The organism is Brevundimonas sp. SGAir0440, from assembly GCF_005484585.1.
GTDB lineage: Bacteria > Pseudomonadota > Alphaproteobacteria > Caulobacterales > Caulobacteraceae > Brevundimonas.
Window position 1 is genome coordinate 2,808,159 of sequence record NZ_CP039435.1, and the last position, 17,881, is coordinate 2,826,039.

Consider the following 17,881-nt stretch of genomic DNA (forward strand, 5'->3'; position numbering starts at 1 on the left):
CATGAGCGAGCGCACGATCCGGCTCAATCCCCGGCTCGATCCCCGCGATTATGCGGCGGCCTATGCGCGCGACGGCATGGTGCAGGTTCCCGATCTGTTGGACGCCGCAAGCGCCGAATGGCTTGAGCTCGCGCTCGAACACGACACGTCTTGGCATCTGTCCTTGAAGACGCCGGAAGGCGGTAAGCTGCTGTCGCCGCAAGAGATGCAGGTCATGGGCCGCGATGCGATCGGGGCACAGATGCAGCGCGCGCTGGCGGAGGGTCGCGACGGCTTCTCTTTCATCTATCTGGCTTATCCGATCATCACGACCTTGCTGACGGGCAAGGACGAAGGCCATGCGACGCACGCCCTTGTGCAGTTCTTCAACGACACGCCCTTCACCACATTCGCCAAGGCCGTGACCGGCGAAGCGAGCGTGACCAAAATCGACGCGCAAGCCACCTGGTTCCGATCCGGCGACTTCCTGACCCAGCACGACGACACGGGCGTCGGCGAACGACGGGCGGCCTATACTTTGGGCCTGTCTCGCGATTGGCGGCCGGACTGGGGCGGCCAGTTGCTGTTTCACGACGCCAACGGCGATATCGAGCGCGGCTTCAAGCCGGGTTTCAACGTCTGGACGGTGTTCAAAACGCCCCGCCAGCATTCTGTCGCACCAGTCGCCGCCTACGCCGGCGGCAAGCGCCGCTCGATCACCGGCTGGCTGCGCGACGACCCGCCGGTCAAGTGACGGACCATACCGGCGATCGCAGGCTGGGGTTCGCACCCGTCGTCGATACGGAAACCCGGCTGCTGATCCTGGGCAGTTTGCCTGGCGACGCCTCGTTGAAGGCGGCGCAGTACTACGCCCATCCGCGCAACGCCTTCTGGCCGCTGATCAGCGGGGTGCTGGGTGAAGACCTGGCGACACAACCCTATGAGCAGCGGCTGGATCGATTGAAGGCGCGCGGCGTGGGGCTGTGGGATGTGATTGCGTCGGCGGAACGGTCGGGCAGTCTGGATGCGGCGATCCGCTCGCCGGAGGCCGCCGATCTGCGCGGACTGATCGGCGGCTTGCCGCGGCTGAGGGCGGTCGCCTTCAACGGAAAGCTGGCGGCCAAGCTGGGACGGCGCATTATCGGCGACGTCGCAGGGGTTGGCCTTATCGACCTGCCTTCATCCAGCCCGGCTCATGCGATTCCACTGGCAGGCAAGGCGAACATCTGGAATTCGTTGACTGATCTGATCGAACGATAGGTCTCTTGCTGCAAAGCAGCTTAGAAGTGCGCGCGAAAACTGAATGGTGAAGCTGCGATGTCTTGTCGCGCGGCATGCATCCATTGTGCGGTGTCGCGCGTAACGTTCCCGTTACCGCCTTGAGAGCGGCCCAAAGGGAACGAAACACATGACCAAACTTCGCAATCTTATGCTCGTCGCCGTGTCCGGCGGCGCGCTGATGGCGCTCGGCGCCTGCGGCAACAACGAGCCGGCCGCCACGACGCCGGCGGAATCGACTGCCATGGCCCCGGCCGACGGCGCCGCCATGGCCCCCGCGACCGACCCGATGGTGGGCGGCGCGGCCATGAGCCCGAACGAGACGATCGTCGCCAACGCCTCCAAGGCCTCCAACCTGACGACCCTGGTCGCCGCCGTGAAGGCCGCCGGCCTGGTCGACACCCTGCAAGGCGCGGGTCCGTTCACGGTCTTCGCCCCTGACAACGCCGCCTTCGACAAGATCCCCGAGGCGACGCGCACCAGCCTGATGCAGCCGGCGATGAAGGCTGATCTGACCAAGATTCTGACCTACCATGTGGTCGCCGGTCGCCTGACGGCCGCCGATATCGCCGCCCAGGCCGAGGCCAACGGCGGCACCGCCACGCTGAAGACGGTTCAAGGTGAAGAACTGAAGGTTTCGGCCGGCCCGAACAATACCTGGGTCATCACCGACGCCAAGGGCGGCAAGTCCACGATCACGCAAGCCGACGTGGGCCAATCGAACGGCGTCGTCCACATCGTCGACACGGTTCTGATGCCGTAAAAAATATTTGGTTTCAGGCGGCGACGCCTGAAACCAAATCTCGGCCCTGGTGTTCTTCAGGGGCGCGAGACGCACAGTACGCCGGGTGAGACATCCCCCCAACGTCCCCGGCAAGAAGAAAGGGCCGCACTTTCCCCCGGGTGCGGCCCTTTCGAATTCTCAGATCAGTCCGAAGACCGAAGCGATTACTCGCCGGCGCGGATCTGCTCGCGGGCTATTGAGGCCAGCTCGTCGATCTTGGAGCGAATCTCGCCCTCCGACACCGACAGGCCCGAGGCCTTGAAGTCGCCGGCGACCTTGCGGAACACGTCCTCGTCTCCCGGCTGTTCGAAATCGGCGCGCACCACGGCGGCGGCGTACTGGTCCGCGCTTTCGCTCGACAGGCCCATCTTTTCCGCAGCCCAAAGGCCCAGCATCCGGTTGCGCCGGGCGATGGCCTTGAACTCCTGCTCCTGATCGAGGGCGAATTTGGCTTCGAAGGCCTTTTCCCGATCGTCGAAGGTCGTCATTTCGCTCAGCAAAGCTCCGTCCACCCCGGTAACGTCGGGGCAAGCGCCGTCTATAGACCGACCGCCCGCGAACGCAACCTGACTTCCGTCGCATGGACATCCTGTCCCCAATGAATGCGCCGCCGGCCATCCTCATTTGTATCGAGGGCCGCCTTCGGCTAAGGAGACCCCGAACGAGATTGACTGCCCGAACGATTCCGAAACGCGCCGCCAGGACCGGGTCTTCCCCCTCCACACATGGCCGCGCGATTTTTGTTTCTGGAGGGCGCCCGTAAGCCGGGACCGGACCATGAACAGCAAGCGCAAGAAGATCTACGAAGGCAAGGCCAAGATCCTGTACGAAGGACCCGAGCCCGGCACTCTGATCCAGTACTTCAAGGACGACGCCACCGCCTTCAACGCACAGAAGAAGGCCGTTCTCGAAGGCAAGGGCGTGGTGAACAACCAGATCAGCGAGTTCATCATGTCGCGCCTGAACGGCATCGGCGTGACCAACCACTTCATCAAGCGGCTGAACCTGCGCGAACAGCTGATCCGCGAAGTCGAGATCATTCCGCTGGAAGTCGTGTGCCGCAACATCGTCGCCGGCTCGATGAGCCAGCGCCTGGGCATCGAGGAAGGCACGCCGCTGCCCCGCTCGATCATCGAATTCTACTACAAGAAGGATGAACTCAACGACCCGATGGTCACCGAAGAGCACATCACCGCCTTTAACTGGGCCTCGACCCAGGAGCTGGACGACATGCTGGCGATGACGGTGCGGGTGAACGACTATCTTTCCGGCTTGTTCAGCGCCGTCGGCATCACCCTGGTGGACTTCAAGATCGAGTTCGGCCGGGTGTGGGAAAACGACTTCAGCCGCGTGCTTCTGGCCGACGAGATCAGCCCCGACAGCTGCCGCTTGTGGGACGCCTCGACCGGTGAGAAGCTGGACAAGGACCGCTTCCGCCGCGACCTGGGCAATGTGATTGAAAGCTATACCGAAGTCGCGCGTCGCCTGGGCATCATGAAGGGCATGCCGACAGTCATCCAGGGAGGACTGCACTGATGGCCCCAACCGCTTCAAGCAAGGTCAAGGTTCACGTCTTCCTCAAGCCGGGCGTCCTGGACGTTCAGGGCAAGGCCGTGGAAGGCGCGCTGCAGGGACTTGGTTGGTCGGGCGTCTCCAACGCCCGCGTCGGCAAGCTGATCGAGTTCGACCTCGCCGGCGCCGAGGACCCGCAAGGCGAAGCCAAGAAGATGTGCGAGCAGCTGCTCGCCAATACGGTGATCGAAAGCTACCGCATCGAGGCTGTGTGAGGTGATTGTCAGGCCCGAAGCGGCTTCGGACGCCGCGGCGATCCGCGCCGTGATCGACCAGGCGTTCGAAGGGCATCCCCACAGCGACGGCTCAGAATCCGACATCGTCGAACGGTTGCGAACAACCGGACGGCTTTCGCTGTCATTGGTGGCGGAGGTGGACGATCCTTGTCGGCCACATCGCCTTCTCACGCGTGACCTGGGATGGCGCGGGCGATTGGTACGGCCTCGGCCCCATCGCGGTGTCGCCAAGGTCACAAGCTCGCGGCGTCGGTAAGGCTTTGATCGACGCAGGCCTGGGCCGTCTGCGCGCCGCCGATGCGGCGGGGTGTGTCGTATTCGGCGACCCAGACTACTATGGCCGCTTCGGCTTTAGGACCGACGAGCGTCTCGTCTACGAAGGCGCTCCAGCGGGATATTTCATGGCGCTGGCTTTCGGTCCCGTCGAAGGCTGCGGCGCCGTCCGCTATGACCCGGCCTTTGGATGAAGCGGAGCCTATTGGTCAGGGCGTGCGTTCTGGCTTCGTCGCAAAGGAAGCTCTCATGACCTTTACCCTTACCTCCACCGATATTCACGACGGCGGCGTGCTGCCGGACGCCCAGGTTCATGCCAAGGGCAACACTTCGCCGCAGCTCTCCTGGTCCGGCGCGCCGGAAGGGACCAAGAGCTATGCGATCACTTGCTATGATCCCGATGCGCCGACCGGCTCGGGCTTCTGGCATTGGACGGTGGCCAATATTCCCGCGGATGTGACCGAGCTGCCGGCCGGCGCCGGCTCGCCAGGCGGGCATCTGCCCCACAGCGCCATCCAGGGCCGCACCGACTATGGTCAACCCGGCTTCGGCGGCGCCGCACCGCCTCCCGGTCACGGCCCGCACCGCTACATCTTCACCGTCTTCGCCGTGGACGTTGAGAGCCTGGACGTGACGGCCGACAACTCCGGCGCCGTGTTCGGCTTCAACCTGCATTTCCACACCCTGGCCAAGGCGTCGATTACGGCGACCTACGAAAACAAAGCGTGATCGATGCCGGGCGGCGTCGCCCTTGTGGCGTCATGAACGCTGATTAGTTTGCAGCGCAACATGACCGACGCCGCCCTCGACACTCCCCTTCCCGTCCGCTCGCGCGGGGCGGTGGCCCTCGTGCTGATCGCCTTGGCCATGGGCGGGTTCGCGATCGGCGTGACCGAGTTCGCGGCCATGAGCATCCTGCCGGACTTCGCCGCCGGGCTCGGCGTCGATGCACCGACCGGCGGGCATGTCATCAGCGCCTATGCCGCCGGCGTCGTGGTCGGCGCGCCGATCCTGGCGGTGCTAGGCGCACGCTACCCACGCTGGCTGCTGCTGATCGCCTTCATGGCCCTGTTCGCCATCGGCAATGTGGCCAGCGCCCTGGCTCCAACCTATCACTGGATGCTGGTCTTCCGCTTCCTCAGCGGCCTGCCGCACGGGGCCTATTTCGGCGTGGCGGCCCTGGTCGCGGCCTCGATCGTGCCGTTGCATTTCCGCACCCGGGCGGTTTCGGCCATCCTGATGGGGCTGACGGTGGGGACCGTTCTGGGGGTGCCCGTCGTCAACATCATCAGCCACGCCCACGGCTGGCGCTGGACCTTCGCCATCGTCGGCATGCTGGCGGTTCTGACCATGGCGCTGGTGGCCCTGTTCGCGCCGCGTGATCCGGCCCATCCCGACGCCAGCCCTTGGCGCGAACTGGGCGCCCTGAAGCGCAGCCAGGTCTGGCTGACGCTGGGTGTCGGCGCCATCGGTTTTGGCGGCATGTTCGCGGTCTACGCCTATCTGGCCTCGACGCTTGAGGCGGTGACGGGCGCCAGCCCCGCTGTCCTGCCCTGGGTCTTCGCCGTATTCGGCGTCGGCATGTTCCTGGGCAATATCCTGGGCGCCTGGGCGGCGGATCATCTGGGGTTCAAGGCGGCCGGCGGCCTGTTGCTGTGGAGCGCGGCGGCGTTGGCCCTCTATCCGCTGGCGGCGTCTCACCTATGGGCCGTGATGGTCGTGGTCTTCCTGATCGGCGGCGGAGGCGGCCTGGGTTCGATCCTGCAGACGCGGCTGATGGACGTCGCCGGCGATGCCCAGACCCTGGCGGCGGCGCTGAATCACTCGGCGTTCAACACGGCCAACGCCATCGGCCCGCTGCTAGGCGGGATGGCGATCGCGGCCGGCTACGGCTGGGCCTCGACCGGCTGGGTCGGCATGGGCCTTTCGCTGGGCGGCTTCGTCATATTCATGATCGCCTGGCTGACCGGTCGGGCGCGCACGACGGCCTGACAAGGCGAAAGAACCCTGCTAAAGGCCCGCGCCATGAGCGCAGCCGTCATCGTCTTCCCCGGTTCCAACTGTGATCGCGACTGCAAGGTCGCCGTCGAACGCTCCACCGGCGAGCCGGTCTCCATGGTGTGGCACGCCGAGACCGAACTGCCCCAGGGCCTGGACCTGATCGTCATCCCCGGCGGCTTCTCCTACGGCGACTATCTGCGCTGCGGCGCCATGGCGGCCCAGTCGCCGGTGATGCAGGCGGTCAAGAAGGCCGCGGACGACGGCGTCGCCGTGGTCGGCATCTGCAACGGCTTCCAGATCCTGTGCGAGGCCGGAATGCTGCCCGGCGCCCTGCTGCGCAACAAGGGTCTAAAATACGTCTGCAAGCCCGTCGCCCTGACCGTGGCCAACGGTCAGAGCCGCTTCACCGCAGGCTATCAGGGCCAGCGCGAAGTGACGATGACCCAGGGCAACGGCGACGGAAACTTCTTCGCCGACGCCGAAACCCTGGCACGGATCGAGGGCGAAGGTCAGGTGGTCTTCCGCTATGTCGACAACCCCAACGGCTCGGTCAACGACATCGCCGGCATCCAGAACGCGCGCGGGAACGTCTTGGGCATGATGCCCCACCCGGACCGCGCCTTCGAAACCGAACTGGGCTCCGCCGACGGCGCGACCCTGTTCCAGAGCATCTATGCGGCCGCTTGACGCAGCCCCGCTTCGCGTCTGAGCGCCAGGGGACGATCATTGCTCGCCCACGTTGACAACCTCCCCGCGCCGCGCCATCCAACCGGCATTGGGGGAATTCAAAATGATCAAGAAGTTCGTCGTCGTCGCATCCGCGATGCTCGTCACCGCATGCGCCACGCCTTACGTCGCGACGCCGTATGAGCGCGCGGCCTCGAACGTGCGCACTATCACCGTCCTGGACGATTCGGCGGAAGACCAGGCGATCGCCTACGAAGTCGCGTCCATGGGTTCGAACTTCGGCCTGATCGGCGCGCTGGTCGACGCCGGCATCCAGGCCGAGCGCCGGGCCGCGTTGAATCGCACGCTGCAGACGGCGTCCTTCGATGGCGAAACTCTTTTCGAGACGCGGCTGGCCGAAAGACTCGGCTCGCAGGGCTATCAGGTCAAGGTTCAGAAGACGGACGCGCCGCGCGGGAAACGCGATTTCCTGGTCAGCTATCCGACGCCGGAGGGGCCGGTGGACGCCTATATCGACGTCGTCGTCACCCACTACGGCTATCTCTCGGCCGGCGCTTTCCAACCCTTCCGGCCGTCCGTTGGGGCCAAGGTTCGCCTGGTGGCCGCCAATGATCCGACCAAGATCCTGATGGACAACCGCATCGTCTACAACATGATGAACACCGAGGGCTCTGGCGTCATCACCCTGTCGCCGAACCCTGCCTATGAGTTCAAGAACCGCGAGGCCTTGCTGGAAGACCCGGTGCGCACGGCGGCGGGCATCCAGGACGCCCTGTATCAGGTCGCCGACACCGCCGCCCAGCTGCTGCGCTAGGCTCGTCATGCGTTTCGTCTTCGCATCCGTTATCGCCGCGGGCGTCGTGGGCTTGGCCGGTTGCGTGACTGTGGCCCCGCCCGCGCCCGCCACGCTGACGTTCGACCGCACAGACTGCACGGCAGTGGACCTGACCAAGGCGGTCAGCCTGACTCCTCCCAAGGAACAGGCTGTCCACTATGTCTCGGCGCCCGTCGACCATACTGCGCTCTGCGCGGCCATTGACGGCGTGTCCTCGACCTATGCTCTGTTCGCCATTCCGGCCGACAGCGAGGACAAGACCCTCACGGTAGGGGCTTATCTGGAGCCTTTGCGCGTTCTGTCGCCGGCCGTGAAGATCCTCGACGCCGAGGGTCGCGAAACCCGCCGCTTCAAGCCCGATGAGTTCATGTATCGCGGCATGAACTATTCGATCTTGTTCAGACCACGCGCCAATGAGCGCTTCGTGATGGTGTCAAGCGATCCGTCACGTGTGGGCCAGCGATATGACTCCATCATCATCGGAACCAGCGCGACAACGGCGTACACCGGTTACGGAACCGCGACCTTCGTAGGCGGGGTCGACAGCACGCAGTCACGGGTCTTTTCCTACGACGGGCTGGCGCAGGTGACGGTGAACGACGCCGACACCAAGGAAGAGAACGCCGCAGCCAAGCCCTGACGATCAGGCGGTCTCTTCATCCGCATCCGGCGCTTCGTCCGGCGTGACCACGCCGCCCGGATCGCGCTGGGCGGCCAGTTCGCGGGCGCCGACGCCGAGGCCTTGTTCGATAGCGCGGTTGGCGGCGACTTCGTCTTCGAGCGAGGGCTGGGTGTTGTCGGTATCGGCCATGATGGGCTCCTAAGTGTGGATTGCATCTGACAACCATGCGGTCGGGCCGATTGTTCCTAACGACCGAAAAACGGCTCCAGGCTGGCGCGGGATAGCGGACGGAAGATTAAGAACTGACCGTCCACCGTCACCGTGACCTCATGCGCCTGAGGGCGCTGCAACAGCGCGGGATCATCGAGCGACACGGCGCGGCCCGAGGCGATATCGCGCGCATCCAGCGCCGGGATCGTCGGCCGCCGGTTCTCGTTGGCGAGCGCCGACAGGAAACCCCGCACCTCATTGGCCTGCTGCTGGGGCGTCAGGGCCGCGCGAACGCGTGACCAGGCGGTCTGGATTGAGGTCGGCAGAGGCGCTCCGCTCGTCTGGGCGGACGCCTGGCCCGCTGCCACGACGATCGCGATCAACAGAGCCGGCAGGGAGGCTTTGAGCGTCATGCCGGGCAGGATGAAGCCGCCGGCGGCCAATGCAAGCTTCACTTTTCTGGCGCTCGCGGTGAACCTTCTGGCGTGGCGAGGCGTAAAGGCGGGAACAAGCGTCGCACTGGAAATCGAATGTCCTCCATAATCCGTCCCACGCCCCGCCAACGCACTCGTCGCCTGGTCGTTTTGGCCGCCGCACTCTTCGCCATCATCGTGCCCCTGGTTCAGAACCTGGCGGGCCTGGGTCTGAACCAGGCCGAGTTCGCCGCCGACGGCAACAGCACCCTGCGCGTTGCGGGCTACGCCTTCTCGATCTGGGGCCTGATCTATATCGGCATTCTGGCCTATGCGATCCGTCAGGCCCTGCCTCAGACGGGTGAAAGTCCGCTGCTGGGCCGAATGGGCCTGCCGTCCGCCGTCGCCTTCTTCGGCATCGGGTTCTGGATCATTGTCGCGGCCCTGAACCTGAAGGCCGCCAGCGTGGGCGTGATCTTCGCCTCGCTGATCGCGCTGTTGCTGCCGATGCTGGCCGTATCAGGCCATATCCGCGCGCTGCGGATGTTCGATCGCGAACGCATCCTGCTGGTCTGGCCTCTGGCGGCCCTGGCCGGCTGGCTGACGGTGGCTGCGCCGTTGAACCTGATCACGACGGCGACCGCGTTCAACGCCCTGCCCGCCGCCCTGTCGCCTGACCTGTGGGCCATCGTCGCCATTGTCGCCGTCACGCTCGTCGCCCTGGCGGTGACCGCCGTGCTGCGCACCCTCGCCTATCCGCTGCCGACCGCCTGGGGTCTTCTGGGCGCCTTCGTCGCCGAACAGGCGGACAAGCCGGCCGTCGCCTTCACGGCCTTGGCCGGCGCGATCGTCCTGCTGATCGGCGGCCTGCTGCTAACCTTCCGCCTGAGACCCGGCGTCGAACGGGCTCGCTAAGCCTCAAGGCTTGTCGGTGACTGCGTCGTCCTGAGGCGCGTGGTCATCGGCGCCCACGTCGAAGGCGCCGGTTTCGTCGAAGCCGACGCTGCCGACCCCGACGGCCGAGCCGGTCAGCCCCTGACGACGGCTGGTCAGAGCCGCTTCAGGCGCTGCGGCGTCCATCTCTGCGGTCGTTTCAGGATCGTTGGAACGATCCATCTGCTGGCCCGAGGCCGGGACGATGCGGTCGGTGTGCGGTTTGCTCACGCCTCGCCCTCCTCGGCGTCATCGGCCTGTTTCTGAGCCCGTTCAGCCAGGGCGGAGGTGCCGGCGTCGTCGGCGGCGATCTCGGGCAGATCGTCGTCCTCGGGGGTGGCGGCGGGGTCAATGGGCGTGTCGGTCATGGCGGCTCCTTTGGCTGTCGGGGCAATCAACCACATGCGATGGACGATGTTCCCCGATGTTGCGCCGCGCGGGCTGACATTCGGCCCATCTGCGGCTAGAAGCGCCGCCCATGAGCGCTCCTGAAAAGACCCCCCAGAAGTCGATGGCCGAACTGGCCGCCGAATACGGCCTGGCCCCTAATGAATATCAGGTCGTTCTCGACCGGCTGGGGCGCGAGCCCAACCATGTCGAGCTGGGCGTCTTTTCGGTCATGTGGTCCGAGCACTGCTCCTACAAGTCCTCAAAGATCCACCTGGGCAAGTTCCCCACGACCGGAGAGCGCGTCATCTGCGGGCCGGGCGAGAACGCCGGGGTGATCGACATCGACGACGGCGACGCCTGCATCTTCAAGATGGAGAGCCACAACCACCCCTCCTACATCGAGCCCTATCAGGGTGCGGCGACGGGCGTGGGCGGCATCATGCGCGACGTCTTCACCATGGGCGCGCGCCCGGTGGCCCTGCTGAACGCCCTGCGTTTCGGCGATCCCAGCCATGAGAAGACCAAGCGCCTGGTCAAGGGCGTGGTCTCCGGCATCGGCGGCTATGGCAACTGCGTCGGCGTGCCGACGGTCGCCGGCGAGACCAACTTCCACAAGGGTTACAACGGCAACATCCTGGTCAACGCCATGTGCGTGGGCCTGGCCCGCGCCGACGAAATCTATTATTCGGCCGCGCCGGAAGCAGGCCATGACGTCGTCTATTTCGGCTCCAAGACCGGCCGCGACGGCATCCACGGCGCCACCATGTCCTCGACCGAATTCGACGACGAGTCGGAGGCCAAGCGCCCCACGGTTCAGGTCGGGGACCCCTTCGCCGAAAAGCTGCTGATCGAGGCGACGCTGGAGCTGATGGCCTCGGGCGCCGTCGCCGCCATTCAGGACATGGGCGCGGCGGGCTTGACCTCCTCCTCCGTCGAAATGGCGGGCAAGGGCGGCGTCGGCATCGAACTGAACCTCGATAAGGTGCCGCAGCGCGAAACCGGCATGACGGCCTATGAGATGATGCTGTCGGAAAGCCAGGAGCGGATGCTGGCGGTGCTGAAGCCCGGCTATGAAGATGTCGGCTATCGCATCTTCCAGAAGTGGGGCCTGGACTTCGCCATCATCGGCAAGACCACCGACACCGGCCATCTGGTGCTGAAGCATCACGGCGAAACCGTCTGCGACGTGCCCTTGGCGCCGCTGTTCGACGACGCGCCCTTGTACGACCGCCCGTGGGTTCAGCCGGAGCTTCAGCCCAAGCTGAATCACGCCGACATTCCCGCGCCCGAAAATTGGGCCGATGCGGTGATGAAGGTCGTCGCCTGCCCCGACATGGCCTCCAAGCGGTGGATTTGGGAACAATACGACCGCCACGTCATGGCCGACACGCTGCAGGACTCCTCGACCGGCGCCGACGCCGGCGTGGTGCGTGTGCATGGCACGGACAAGGGTCTGGCCGTCACCTCGGACTGCACCCCCCGCTATGTCCAGAACGACCCCTATGAGGGCGGCAAGCAGGCGGTGGCCGAGGCCTGGCGCAACCTGACCGCCGTGGGTTCGCGCCCCATCGCCATCACCGACAATCTGAACTTCGGCAACCCGCAGCGCCCGGAGATCATGGGCCAGATCGTGCGCGCCATCGACGGCATGGCCGAGGCCTGCCGCGAACTGGTCTTCCCGGTCGTGAGCGGAAACGTGTCGCTGTATAACGAGACCAACGGCGTCGCCATTCCGCCGACCCCGACCGTCGGCGCCGTTGGTCTGCTGCCCAACTACGACGTCGTGACCGGCTTCTCGACCATGGCCGAGGGCGATGCGCTGGTTCTGATCGGCGAGACCCAGGGCGAACTGGGCGCGTCCATCTATTTGCGCGAGGTCCTGGGCCGCGAGGACGGCGCCCCGCCGCCCGTCGATCTGAAGCTCGAAAAGAAGACCGGCGACTTCGTGCGCGACTTGATCGAGGCGGGCGAGCTGACGGTGGTTCACGACCTCTCGGACGGCGGCCTGATCGGCGCCGCCGCCGATCTGGCGCTGGCCTCCGACGTCGGGGTCACCCTGGACGCCTCCAGCGCGGCCCACGCCCACATCTTCCTGTTCGGCGAGGACCAGGCCCGCTACCTGGTCGCCGTGCCGGACGCCGACGCCATCATCGCCAAGGCGCGCGAGGCGGGTCTGCACGCTTCGGTCGTCGGTCATGCGGGCGGAACCGCCTTCGCCTCCAAGGGAGAAAAGGGCGAACTGTTCAGCATCCCCCTCGCCCACCTGCGCGAATGGCACGAAGGCTGGATGCCGGGTTGGCTGGGCGACGCCGCATGATCCGCGTTTTGGCGCCGCTCGCGCTGCTGGGCTTGCTGAGCGCCTGCGACGGCGGCGGCGATCCGGTGGAGCAGGCGCTGCGCGACACCTCGGCCGCCCATCAGGCCGCGGCGGCGCGCACGACCGAACAGATGCAGGCCGCCGGTCATGCCGGTCACGCCATGGGCGGCCCTACGCCCGGCGTCACCCCTGGAGATCGGGCCTTCGCCGCCTCCGAGGCCGAGATGCTCCGGAAGATGGCCGCCGCCTCGGGTCAGACGATCGAGCAGGCCTATGTCGCCAAGATGATCGCCCACCACGAAGGCGCTGTCGCCATGGCCAAGGTCGCCCTGCGCGACAGCCGCGACCCCGAAATCCGCCGCATGGCCCAGAGCGTCGTCGACACCCAGACGCGCGAGATCGCCGAGATGAAGGCCTGGGCGCCGACCGCGCAATAGTGCGCTAAAGGTCTTTCGAAGGCTGCACACAGCGCTTAACTGTTGCGCATGGCCGACGGAACGACACCCTTCCGCCCTGCGATACCGCCCCGGCGCGCGGGCAAGCCGCTGTCGCTGCTGCCCTTCCTGTGGATCAGCTGGCGCGATCCGATCCAGATGTGGTCCGAGCGGCATTTCACCGAGCCGCAACTGCATGGGTCCTCGGCCTTTGGCGAAATCCTGGTGGTCAGCCATCCCGAGGGGGTGCGTCATGTCCTGACCGAGAACGCCGCCAACTATGTGAAAGGCGATCTGCAACGTCGTGTGCTGGGGCCGATGCTGGCTGAGGGCCTGCTGCTGACCGAGGGCGAGGTCTGGCGTCGCGCTCGGCGTATCCTCGCGCCGCTGTTCACCCCCGCCAAGATGGCGACCCTGAACGCCCGGATGGCCGAAGTCTGTCATGCGCGCGTGGCCGCCTGGTCGCTGTCGGCGCGCGGGCGGGTGCTGGATATCGACAGCGAGATGTCGGGCCTCACCTTCGACATTCTGTCGGCGACCATGTTCTCGGACGAGCTGGGCGGCGAGGCTCGCGGGTTCGAGCGGGCGTTGAACCAGTTCCTGGCCAATGGCGCGCGCATCGATCCGCTGGACGTGCTGGGCGCGCCGGACTGGGCTCCGCGCCTGGGTCGCCTGGCCAGTTTCCGCTCCGCCCGCTTCTTCGAACAGCGCGTGACCCGGCTGGTCGAGGCCCGCCGCGCCCGGATGGAGAGCGGCGACGCGCCGCCCGACGACCTGCTCAGCGCGCTTCTGTTGGCGAAGGATGAGAACGGCGGTCCCGGCCTGACCGACGAAGAGGTCGCGGCCAACATCCTGACCTTCATCCTGGCGGGACACGAGACCACGGCCCGCGCCCTGGGCTGGACCCTGCATCTCCTGTCGCGCCAGCCCGAGTATCTGGCCCGGCTCCAGGCCGAGGCGGACGCCTTCGACGCCTCCGATACCAAATGGGCCGAGGCCCTGCCCTGGACCCGCGCCGCGCTGGAGGAGACGATGCGCCTGTTTCCGCCCGCTCCGACCATGGCCCGCAAGGCCCTGGCCGACGACGAGATCGGCGGACAGACGATCAAGGCCGGCGCCACCGTCATCATCTCGCCCTGGATTTTGCAACGTCACAAGCTGCTGTGGGACGATCCCGACGCCTTCCGGCCCGAGCGCTTCCTGCCCGAGAACCGCAAGGCCATCGATCGCTACGCCTACATCCCCTTCAGCGCCGGACCCCGCGTCTGCATCGGCGCCGCCTTCGCCCTGCAGGAGGCGATGATCGCGCTCGCCGCCATCCTTCGCGTCGCCGATGTCGAAGCCCTGACCACGGTCGAACCCCGCCCGGTCCACCAGATCACCTTGCGCAGCCGCGACCCCATGCGATTGCGGCTGCGGGCGCGGCGCAAGGGCTGACCGAGCGGCGCCGTCGCTGTTCCGCCACGAACCGTCTTTAGGTCGCGCCGACCTTTCCACTGGAGGCGACCTTTGCGCACCGCCGTCCTGCTCCCTCCGGGATGCCTGTTCTCCGAAGCCCAGCCGAACTCTATGGAGACGGTGGTGCGGACGATGGCGGGCGTCGATCAGGACGGCGAGACTCGCATCTTCTGTTGTCAGGGCGCGGACGACGGCGTGTCGACGGCCGTGGACGCCCTGCCGGCGGGGCGCACCCGCATGCGCACCCTGATCGAGCGGATGCGCGCCTTTCGGCCCGATGTGATCGAACATCATCAACAGGTGAAACAGGCGCTGGCGGTGCAGCAGGCCCTGCCCGACACGTCCCACCTGCTCTATCGCCACAACGCCCTGCGCCTGCCCCGCCACCCCATCGACCGCTGGCGTTATCGGGCGCGCTATGAGCGGCTGGACGGCCTGGTCTTCGTCAGCGTGGCGGAGCGGGACGCCTTCGTGCGCACCTTTCCCGATCTGCACGACCGGGCGTTCGCCGTGCCCAACCCCATCGACGCCGGCGCCTGGCTGGCGTCGCCCGAGGATCGACAGCCGGTCATCGCCTTCGCCGGGCGCGCCATGCCGGAGAAGGGCGTCGATGTGCTGTGCATCGCCCTGCCCGCGGTTCTGGAAGCCCACCCCGACTGGCGCGCCGTGCTGATGCTGAACGACTGGGACGACCACGAGCGCTGGGCGGCCCGGCATGTCGCGCCGTTGGCGAGGTATGGCGACCGGGTGGAGGTGCTGAAGTCCGCGCCCTTGGGCGAAGTGCGGCGACGAATGCAGACGGCGGCCATCGCCCTGACGCCGTCCGTCTGGGACGAGCCGTTCGGCCTGACGGCGATCGAGGCCCACGCGGCAGGCGCAGCCCTGATCTCGTCCGGCCGCGGCGGCCTGCGCGAAGCCAGCGGGCCGCACGCCCTCTATGTCGATGCGGTGACGCCGAAGACATTGGCGGCGGCGATGGATCGGCTGATCTCGTCGCCCGAGGAGCGGCTGGCTCTGGCGCGATCCGCCCAGGCCTATGTGCTGGCGAACCATACGCCCGAGCGCCGCGCGGCCGAGCTGAAGGCCGTCCGTCAGACCGTGATCGACCGTCGCCGGGCGCGTCAGACGACCGGGATCGTCTGAGACAACCGCCCGCCGACCCGGATCGGCTCGACCCGCACGGCCAGACCCGTCCGGTCGTCCGTCTCGACGAAGACCCCGCATACCGTCGCCGGGCCGGAGGCCGGCATGTAGCGGCCGCCGGAAATCCGGGTGGTGAAGCGGCGAAGCGGCTCTTCCTTTTCGTTGCCGATCACACTGTCGTAGTCGCAGCAACCCCCGGCATCGGTCTGATAGGCCGTGCCGCCCGGCAGGATCTGGCAGTCGGCGGTGGGCACATGGGTGTGGGTCCCGACGACCAAGCTGGCGCGCCCGTCGCAGAAATGGCCCATGGCCATCTTCTCGGACGTGACCTCGGCGTGCATGTCCACGATCACGGCGTCCGCCACCGCGCCCAGCGGCGCTGCGGCCAGTTCGCGCTCCACCGCCCCGAACGGATCGTCCATCGGGTCCATGTGCACCCGGCCTAGCACATTCATGACCAGGACGGTGCGCCCCGAATGGGTCTCGAACAGATTGGCCCCGGCGCCCGGCGCATCCATCAGGCGCGGATAGTTGGCCGGCCGGATCAGGCGCGGCTCGCGCACGATATAGGTCAGGGCCTCACGCTGGTCCCAGCTGTGGTTGCCCAGCGTCAGGCAGTCGGCGCCCGCCATGAACAGCTCGCCCGCCGTGTTCTCGGTGATGCCGAATCCGCCAGCGGCGTTCTCCGCATTCACGACCACGAAGTCGAGCTTCAGGTCCCGCTTCAGGCCCGGAAGATGATCGCTGATGCCGTCACGACCGGACTTGCCGATGACGTCGCCGAAAAATGCCAGTCTCATACGAAAAGTCTCATTCGAAAGCCGTATAGCCGGTCTCGGTCAGAACGCCATGCAGTCGAATGTCGTGAGGCTCCAACGCCAGCGGTTCGACCCTTTGGCCGGCATAGGCGAAACCGATGCGGATGGCGTCGGGTCGCGCGGCGAAGGTCCGGTCATAATAGCCGCCGCCCTGCCCCAGGCGTCCGCCCTGATCGTCAAAGGCCAGCAGCGGCGTCAGGATCAGGTCCGGCAGGACGACCTCGGCCAACGGCAGCGGCGCGGGGCATCCGGCGGCGTCCAGTTCCAGCGGCTCGCCGGGCGACCAGGCGCGGAACGCCATCGGCGCGTCGCGCTGGACCACGACCGGCAGGCACAGCCGCCGGCCTGCCGCTTCCAGCGCCGCGGCCAGGGCGTCGGTGTCCAGCTCCGACCCCATGGCGCGATAGAGCGCGACGACCTGGGCGGTGGGAAGCGCATCGGCATGGTCCGCCGCCCGGCTGGCGGCCAGCGGATCGGCCTGGGCCAGACGCTTGCGCAAGGCGCGGGCGGCCGATCGAAGTTCGTGCTTGTCCTGGATCATCGAACCGCCCCTACGAACGCGTGCTGATGCAGCGAGCCGCCGCGCGGCGAGCGATAGCACATCACAGGGAGAGGGTGGCGGCGCCGCGCGAACCGTGAAGAACGTTTAAATCCTCTCGACCTGGGTAGCCAGGTGGGCTCCGTATGCCCAAGCCCTCGAGCCCGGACAGGGACAGATCCCGTAGAGTGAATTAAGGTCAGAAGGATATGTTGTCTTCGACGTGAGCCGCAGCATGACCCGCCGTCAATCAAGATAGGCCTTCGCCGGCCCCGACGCCAGCATCCGCAGACGAATAATCGACTAGAGGTTTTGGGCGATCTTTTCGATCCGCGCGGCGACGGCGTTCAACGCCTCGGCGACCCCGTCCGTCGAAGCCGCCGCTGGGGCGGCCGCTGACGAAGGTCCCGCCTTGCCGGCGTTCAGCCTCGCCTCATGCAGTTCGTCGGCCAGGATCAGCGCCGACATCAGAAACAGCCTCAGATCGCCGACATGGCCCACGTCGCCTGCGACCTGGCGCACCTGGTTGTCGAACTGTTTGGCCAGGATGCGGACCCGCTCTTCCTGCCCGTCGGCGCAGCCCACCGCATAGGGGCGTCCATTGACCTCGACCGTCACCGTCGCCATCAGCCCGCCTCGCTTTCGGCCAGGACTTCGCGCACGGCCTGGGCGGCGCGGCCCAGCGCCTCGGACGCCTCGCGCCCGGCGGCCTCCAGTTCGGCCACGCGCTGATCTGTGGCGCGCGGTGCGAACAGATCGTCGTCCGCGATCGCGGGCGCCGAGGCGGGCCGCGCCTTCAGCTCCAGAATCTTGCGTTCCAGTTCGGCCAGGGCGCGGTCGATACGCGCCCGTGCGGCCGTGGTGGCGTCTGCCATCGGTCGCTCCTTTAGATTCCGTATAGAAGCCGAGGACGCGCCGGGGTAAAGGGGCGCGCCCCCTTTTTCCGCCTTCCCAACAGAG

25 protein-coding genes, 1 other RNA gene and 1 pseudogene are annotated in these 17,881 nt (G+C 66.7%); 17 read left to right on the forward strand and 10 right to left on the reverse strand.

Annotation, left to right across the window (positions count from 1 at the left end; translation table 11 throughout):
- The first annotated feature begins 1 nt into the window (after nucleotide 1).
- The 3 genes from E7T10_RS13760 (at nucleotide 2) to E7T10_RS13770 (ending at nucleotide 2,020) form a co-directional block, all read left to right on the forward strand.
- Nucleotides 2–733, forward strand: a complete 732-nt coding sequence (locus E7T10_RS13760; RefSeq protein ID WP_137722240.1) for a 2OG-Fe(II) oxygenase family protein — start codon at nucleotides 2–4, stop codon at nucleotides 731–733.
- Complete coding sequence (locus tag E7T10_RS13765; RefSeq protein WP_210416110.1) at nucleotides 730–1,239, forward strand: DNA-deoxyinosine glycosylase; 510 nt, start codon at nucleotides 730–732, stop codon at nucleotides 1,237–1,239. The genes E7T10_RS13760 and E7T10_RS13765 overlap by 4 nt, the downstream gene beginning before the upstream one ends.
- A 148-nt stretch (nucleotides 1,240–1,387) precedes the next feature.
- Nucleotides 1,388–2,020 carry a fasciclin domain-containing protein gene (locus tag E7T10_RS13770; protein WP_137722241.1) on the forward strand — a complete coding sequence of 211 codons (633 nt, stop codon included), beginning with the start codon at nucleotides 1,388–1,390 and terminating at the stop codon, nucleotides 2,018–2,020.
- Nucleotides 2,021–2,205: 185 nt separating this feature from the next.
- Here the strand turns inward: E7T10_RS13770 and E7T10_RS13775 are convergent, their stop codons facing one another.
- Nucleotides 2,206–2,529, reverse strand: coding sequence for a DUF1476 domain-containing protein (locus E7T10_RS13775; RefSeq protein ID WP_205682776.1), 324 nt, complete (start codon nucleotides 2,527–2,529; stop codon nucleotides 2,206–2,208).
- A gap of 289 nt (nucleotides 2,530–2,818) precedes the next feature.
- On the opposite strand from E7T10_RS13775, the gene purC reads away from it, so the two are divergent.
- The 9 genes and pseudogenes from purC (at nucleotide 2,819) to E7T10_RS13815 (ending at nucleotide 8,285) form a co-directional block, all read left to right on the forward strand.
- Nucleotides 2,819–3,577, forward strand: coding sequence for a phosphoribosylaminoimidazolesuccinocarboxamide synthase (gene purC, locus E7T10_RS13780; protein WP_039244425.1), 759 nt, complete (start codon nucleotides 2,819–2,821; stop codon nucleotides 3,575–3,577).
- Entirely contained in the window at nucleotides 3,577–3,828 is a 252-nt protein-coding gene (purS, locus tag E7T10_RS13785; protein WP_137722243.1) for a phosphoribosylformylglycinamidine synthase subunit PurS, read from the forward strand. The genes purC and purS overlap by 1 nt, the downstream gene beginning before the upstream one ends.
- A 179-nt stretch (nucleotides 3,829–4,007) precedes the next feature.
- Nucleotides 4,008–4,091: pseudogene (locus E7T10_RS16145) on the forward strand (hypothetical protein); the annotation flags it as partial.
- An 18-nt stretch (nucleotides 4,092–4,109) separates the two neighbouring features.
- The gene (locus E7T10_RS16150; protein ID WP_246846039.1) at nucleotides 4,110–4,316 is read left to right on the forward strand and encodes a hypothetical protein; all 207 of its coding nucleotides are present in this window, start codon (nucleotides 4,110–4,112) and stop codon (nucleotides 4,314–4,316) included.
- Nucleotides 4,317–4,371: 55 nt separating this feature from the next.
- The gene (locus tag E7T10_RS13795) at nucleotides 4,372–4,851 is read left to right on the forward strand and encodes a YbhB/YbcL family Raf kinase inhibitor-like protein (RefSeq protein WP_137722244.1); all 480 of its coding nucleotides are present in this window, start codon (nucleotides 4,372–4,374) and stop codon (nucleotides 4,849–4,851) included.
- A 60-nt stretch (nucleotides 4,852–4,911) separates the two neighbouring features.
- Nucleotides 4,912–6,114, forward strand: coding sequence for an MFS transporter (locus E7T10_RS13800; protein WP_137722245.1), 1,203 nt, complete (start codon nucleotides 4,912–4,914; stop codon nucleotides 6,112–6,114).
- 33 nt (nucleotides 6,115–6,147) lie between these two features.
- Complete coding sequence (gene purQ / locus E7T10_RS13805; RefSeq protein ID WP_137722246.1) at nucleotides 6,148–6,810, forward strand: phosphoribosylformylglycinamidine synthase subunit PurQ; 663 nt, start codon at nucleotides 6,148–6,150, stop codon at nucleotides 6,808–6,810.
- 103 nt (nucleotides 6,811–6,913) lie between these two features.
- Nucleotides 6,914–7,624, forward strand: coding sequence for a hypothetical protein (locus E7T10_RS13810; RefSeq protein WP_137722247.1), 711 nt, complete (start codon nucleotides 6,914–6,916; stop codon nucleotides 7,622–7,624).
- A 7-nt stretch (nucleotides 7,625–7,631) separates the two neighbouring features.
- Entirely contained in the window at nucleotides 7,632–8,285 is a 654-nt protein-coding gene (locus E7T10_RS13815) for a MalM family protein (RefSeq protein WP_168189949.1), read from the forward strand.
- A 3-nt stretch (nucleotides 8,286–8,288) separates the two neighbouring features.
- On the opposite strand, the gene E7T10_RS15795 is transcribed toward E7T10_RS13815, so the two are convergent.
- On the reverse strand, nucleotides 8,289–8,456 hold the full coding sequence (locus E7T10_RS15795) for a hypothetical protein (protein WP_168189950.1): 168 nt from the start codon (nucleotides 8,454–8,456) through the stop codon (nucleotides 8,289–8,291).
- Nucleotides 8,457–8,512: 56 nt separating this feature from the next.
- Complete coding sequence (locus tag E7T10_RS13820; protein WP_210416112.1) at nucleotides 8,513–8,932, reverse strand: hypothetical protein; 420 nt, start codon at nucleotides 8,930–8,932, stop codon at nucleotides 8,513–8,515.
- 75 nt (nucleotides 8,933–9,007) lie between these two features.
- On the opposite strand from E7T10_RS13820, the gene E7T10_RS13825 reads away from it, so the two are divergent.
- Nucleotides 9,008–9,805, forward strand: coding sequence for a hypothetical protein (locus tag E7T10_RS13825; protein WP_137722249.1), 798 nt, complete (start codon nucleotides 9,008–9,010; stop codon nucleotides 9,803–9,805).
- 3 nt (nucleotides 9,806–9,808) lie between these two features.
- On the opposite strand, the gene E7T10_RS13830 is transcribed toward E7T10_RS13825, so the two are convergent.
- The gene (locus E7T10_RS13830) at nucleotides 9,809–10,054 is read right to left on the reverse strand and encodes a Tat pathway signal protein (RefSeq protein WP_137722250.1); all 246 of its coding nucleotides are present in this window, start codon (nucleotides 10,052–10,054) and stop codon (nucleotides 9,809–9,811) included.
- Entirely contained in the window at nucleotides 10,051–10,191 is a 141-nt protein-coding gene (locus tag E7T10_RS15800; RefSeq protein ID WP_168189951.1) for a hypothetical protein, read from the reverse strand. Before E7T10_RS15800 ends, E7T10_RS13830 begins: the two co-directional genes overlap by 4 nt.
- 110 nt (nucleotides 10,192–10,301) lie before the next feature.
- Here E7T10_RS15800 and purL point away from each other — a divergent pair, with 110 nt between their 5' ends.
- From purL to E7T10_RS13850, 4 genes are all read left to right on the forward strand, one after another.
- Complete coding sequence (purL, locus tag E7T10_RS13835; protein WP_137722251.1) at nucleotides 10,302–12,530, forward strand: phosphoribosylformylglycinamidine synthase subunit PurL; 2,229 nt, start codon at nucleotides 10,302–10,304, stop codon at nucleotides 12,528–12,530.
- Nucleotides 12,527–12,967 carry a DUF305 domain-containing protein gene (locus tag E7T10_RS13840; protein ID WP_168189952.1) on the forward strand — a complete coding sequence of 147 codons (441 nt, stop codon included), beginning with the start codon at nucleotides 12,527–12,529 and terminating at the stop codon, nucleotides 12,965–12,967. The genes purL and E7T10_RS13840 overlap by 4 nt, the downstream gene beginning before the upstream one ends.
- A gap of 48 nt (nucleotides 12,968–13,015) precedes the next feature.
- Nucleotides 13,016–14,401, forward strand: a complete 1,386-nt coding sequence (locus E7T10_RS13845; RefSeq protein ID WP_137722253.1) for a cytochrome P450 — start codon at nucleotides 13,016–13,018, stop codon at nucleotides 14,399–14,401.
- A gap of 72 nt (nucleotides 14,402–14,473) precedes the next feature.
- Nucleotides 14,474–15,565, forward strand: a complete 1,092-nt coding sequence (locus E7T10_RS13850) for a glycosyltransferase family 4 protein (RefSeq protein ID WP_246846040.1) — start codon at nucleotides 14,474–14,476, stop codon at nucleotides 15,563–15,565.
- Here E7T10_RS13850 and E7T10_RS13855 read toward each other — a convergent pair.
- From E7T10_RS13855 to E7T10_RS13875, 5 genes are all read right to left on the reverse strand, one after another.
- Complete coding sequence (locus tag E7T10_RS13855) at nucleotides 15,544–16,365, reverse strand: TIGR00282 family metallophosphoesterase (protein ID WP_137722254.1); 822 nt, start codon at nucleotides 16,363–16,365, stop codon at nucleotides 15,544–15,546. The two genes, E7T10_RS13850 and E7T10_RS13855, sit on opposite strands and share 22 nt — an antisense overlap.
- A gap of 10 nt (nucleotides 16,366–16,375) precedes the next feature.
- Complete coding sequence (locus E7T10_RS13860; RefSeq protein WP_137722255.1) at nucleotides 16,376–16,924, reverse strand: 5-formyltetrahydrofolate cyclo-ligase; 549 nt, start codon at nucleotides 16,922–16,924, stop codon at nucleotides 16,376–16,378.
- A 76-nt stretch (nucleotides 16,925–17,000) separates the two neighbouring features.
- Nucleotides 17,001–17,161, reverse strand: a non-coding RNA gene (gene ssrS / locus E7T10_RS13865) — 6S RNA.
- 63 nt (nucleotides 17,162–17,224) lie between these two features.
- Entirely contained in the window at nucleotides 17,225–17,548 is a 324-nt protein-coding gene (locus E7T10_RS13870; RefSeq protein ID WP_137722256.1) for a cell division protein ZapA, read from the reverse strand.
- On the reverse strand, nucleotides 17,548–17,796 hold the full coding sequence (locus tag E7T10_RS13875; protein ID WP_045809849.1) for a hypothetical protein: 249 nt from the start codon (nucleotides 17,794–17,796) through the stop codon (nucleotides 17,548–17,550). Before E7T10_RS13875 ends, E7T10_RS13870 begins: the two co-directional genes overlap by 1 nt.
- Nucleotides 17,797–17,881 lie beyond the last annotated feature (85 nt).

Coding starts and splice junctions, on each gene's coding strand:
- E7T10_RS13760 (WP_137722240.1), top strand. CDS start 2: ATGAGCGAGCGCACGATCCGGCTCAATCCCCGGCTCGATCCCCGCGAT.
- E7T10_RS13770 (WP_137722241.1), top strand. CDS start 1,388: ATGACCAAACTTCGCAATCTTATGCTCGTCGCCGTGTCCGGCGGCGCG.
- E7T10_RS13775 (WP_205682776.1), bottom strand. CDS start 2,529: ATGACGACCTTCGACGATCGGGAAAAGGCCTTCGAAGCCAAATTCGCC.
- purC (WP_039244425.1), top strand. CDS start 2,819: ATGAACAGCAAGCGCAAGAAGATCTACGAAGGCAAGGCCAAGATCCTG.
- purS (WP_137722243.1), top strand. CDS start 3,577: ATGGCCCCAACCGCTTCAAGCAAGGTCAAGGTTCACGTCTTCCTCAAG.
- E7T10_RS13795 (WP_137722244.1), top strand. CDS start 4,372: ATGACCTTTACCCTTACCTCCACCGATATTCACGACGGCGGCGTGCTG.
- E7T10_RS13800 (WP_137722245.1), top strand. CDS start 4,912: ATGACCGACGCCGCCCTCGACACTCCCCTTCCCGTCCGCTCGCGCGGG.
- purQ (WP_137722246.1), top strand. CDS start 6,148: ATGAGCGCAGCCGTCATCGTCTTCCCCGGTTCCAACTGTGATCGCGAC.
- E7T10_RS13810 (WP_137722247.1), top strand. CDS start 6,914: ATGATCAAGAAGTTCGTCGTCGTCGCATCCGCGATGCTCGTCACCGCA.
- E7T10_RS13815 (WP_168189949.1), top strand. CDS start 7,632: ATGCGTTTCGTCTTCGCATCCGTTATCGCCGCGGGCGTCGTGGGCTTG.
- E7T10_RS15795 (WP_168189950.1), bottom strand. CDS start 8,456: ATGGCCGATACCGACAACACCCAGCCCTCGCTCGAAGACGAAGTCGCC.
- E7T10_RS13825 (WP_137722249.1), top strand. CDS start 9,008: ATGTCCTCCATAATCCGTCCCACGCCCCGCCAACGCACTCGTCGCCTG.
- E7T10_RS15800 (WP_168189951.1), bottom strand. CDS start 10,191: ATGACCGACACGCCCATTGACCCCGCCGCCACCCCCGAGGACGACGAT.
- purL (WP_137722251.1), top strand. CDS start 10,302: ATGAGCGCTCCTGAAAAGACCCCCCAGAAGTCGATGGCCGAACTGGCC.
- E7T10_RS13840 (WP_168189952.1), top strand. CDS start 12,527: ATGATCCGCGTTTTGGCGCCGCTCGCGCTGCTGGGCTTGCTGAGCGCC.
- E7T10_RS13845 (WP_137722253.1), top strand. CDS start 13,016: ATGGCCGACGGAACGACACCCTTCCGCCCTGCGATACCGCCCCGGCGC.
- E7T10_RS13855 (WP_137722254.1), bottom strand. CDS start 16,365: ATGAGACTGGCATTTTTCGGCGACGTCATCGGCAAGTCCGGTCGTGAC.
- E7T10_RS13860 (WP_137722255.1), bottom strand. CDS start 16,924: ATGATCCAGGACAAGCACGAACTTCGATCGGCCGCCCGCGCCTTGCGC.
- E7T10_RS13870 (WP_137722256.1), bottom strand. CDS start 17,548: ATGGCGACGGTGACGGTCGAGGTCAATGGACGCCCCTATGCGGTGGGC.
- E7T10_RS13875 (WP_045809849.1), bottom strand. CDS start 17,796: ATGGCAGACGCCACCACGGCCGCACGGGCGCGTATCGACCGCGCCCTG.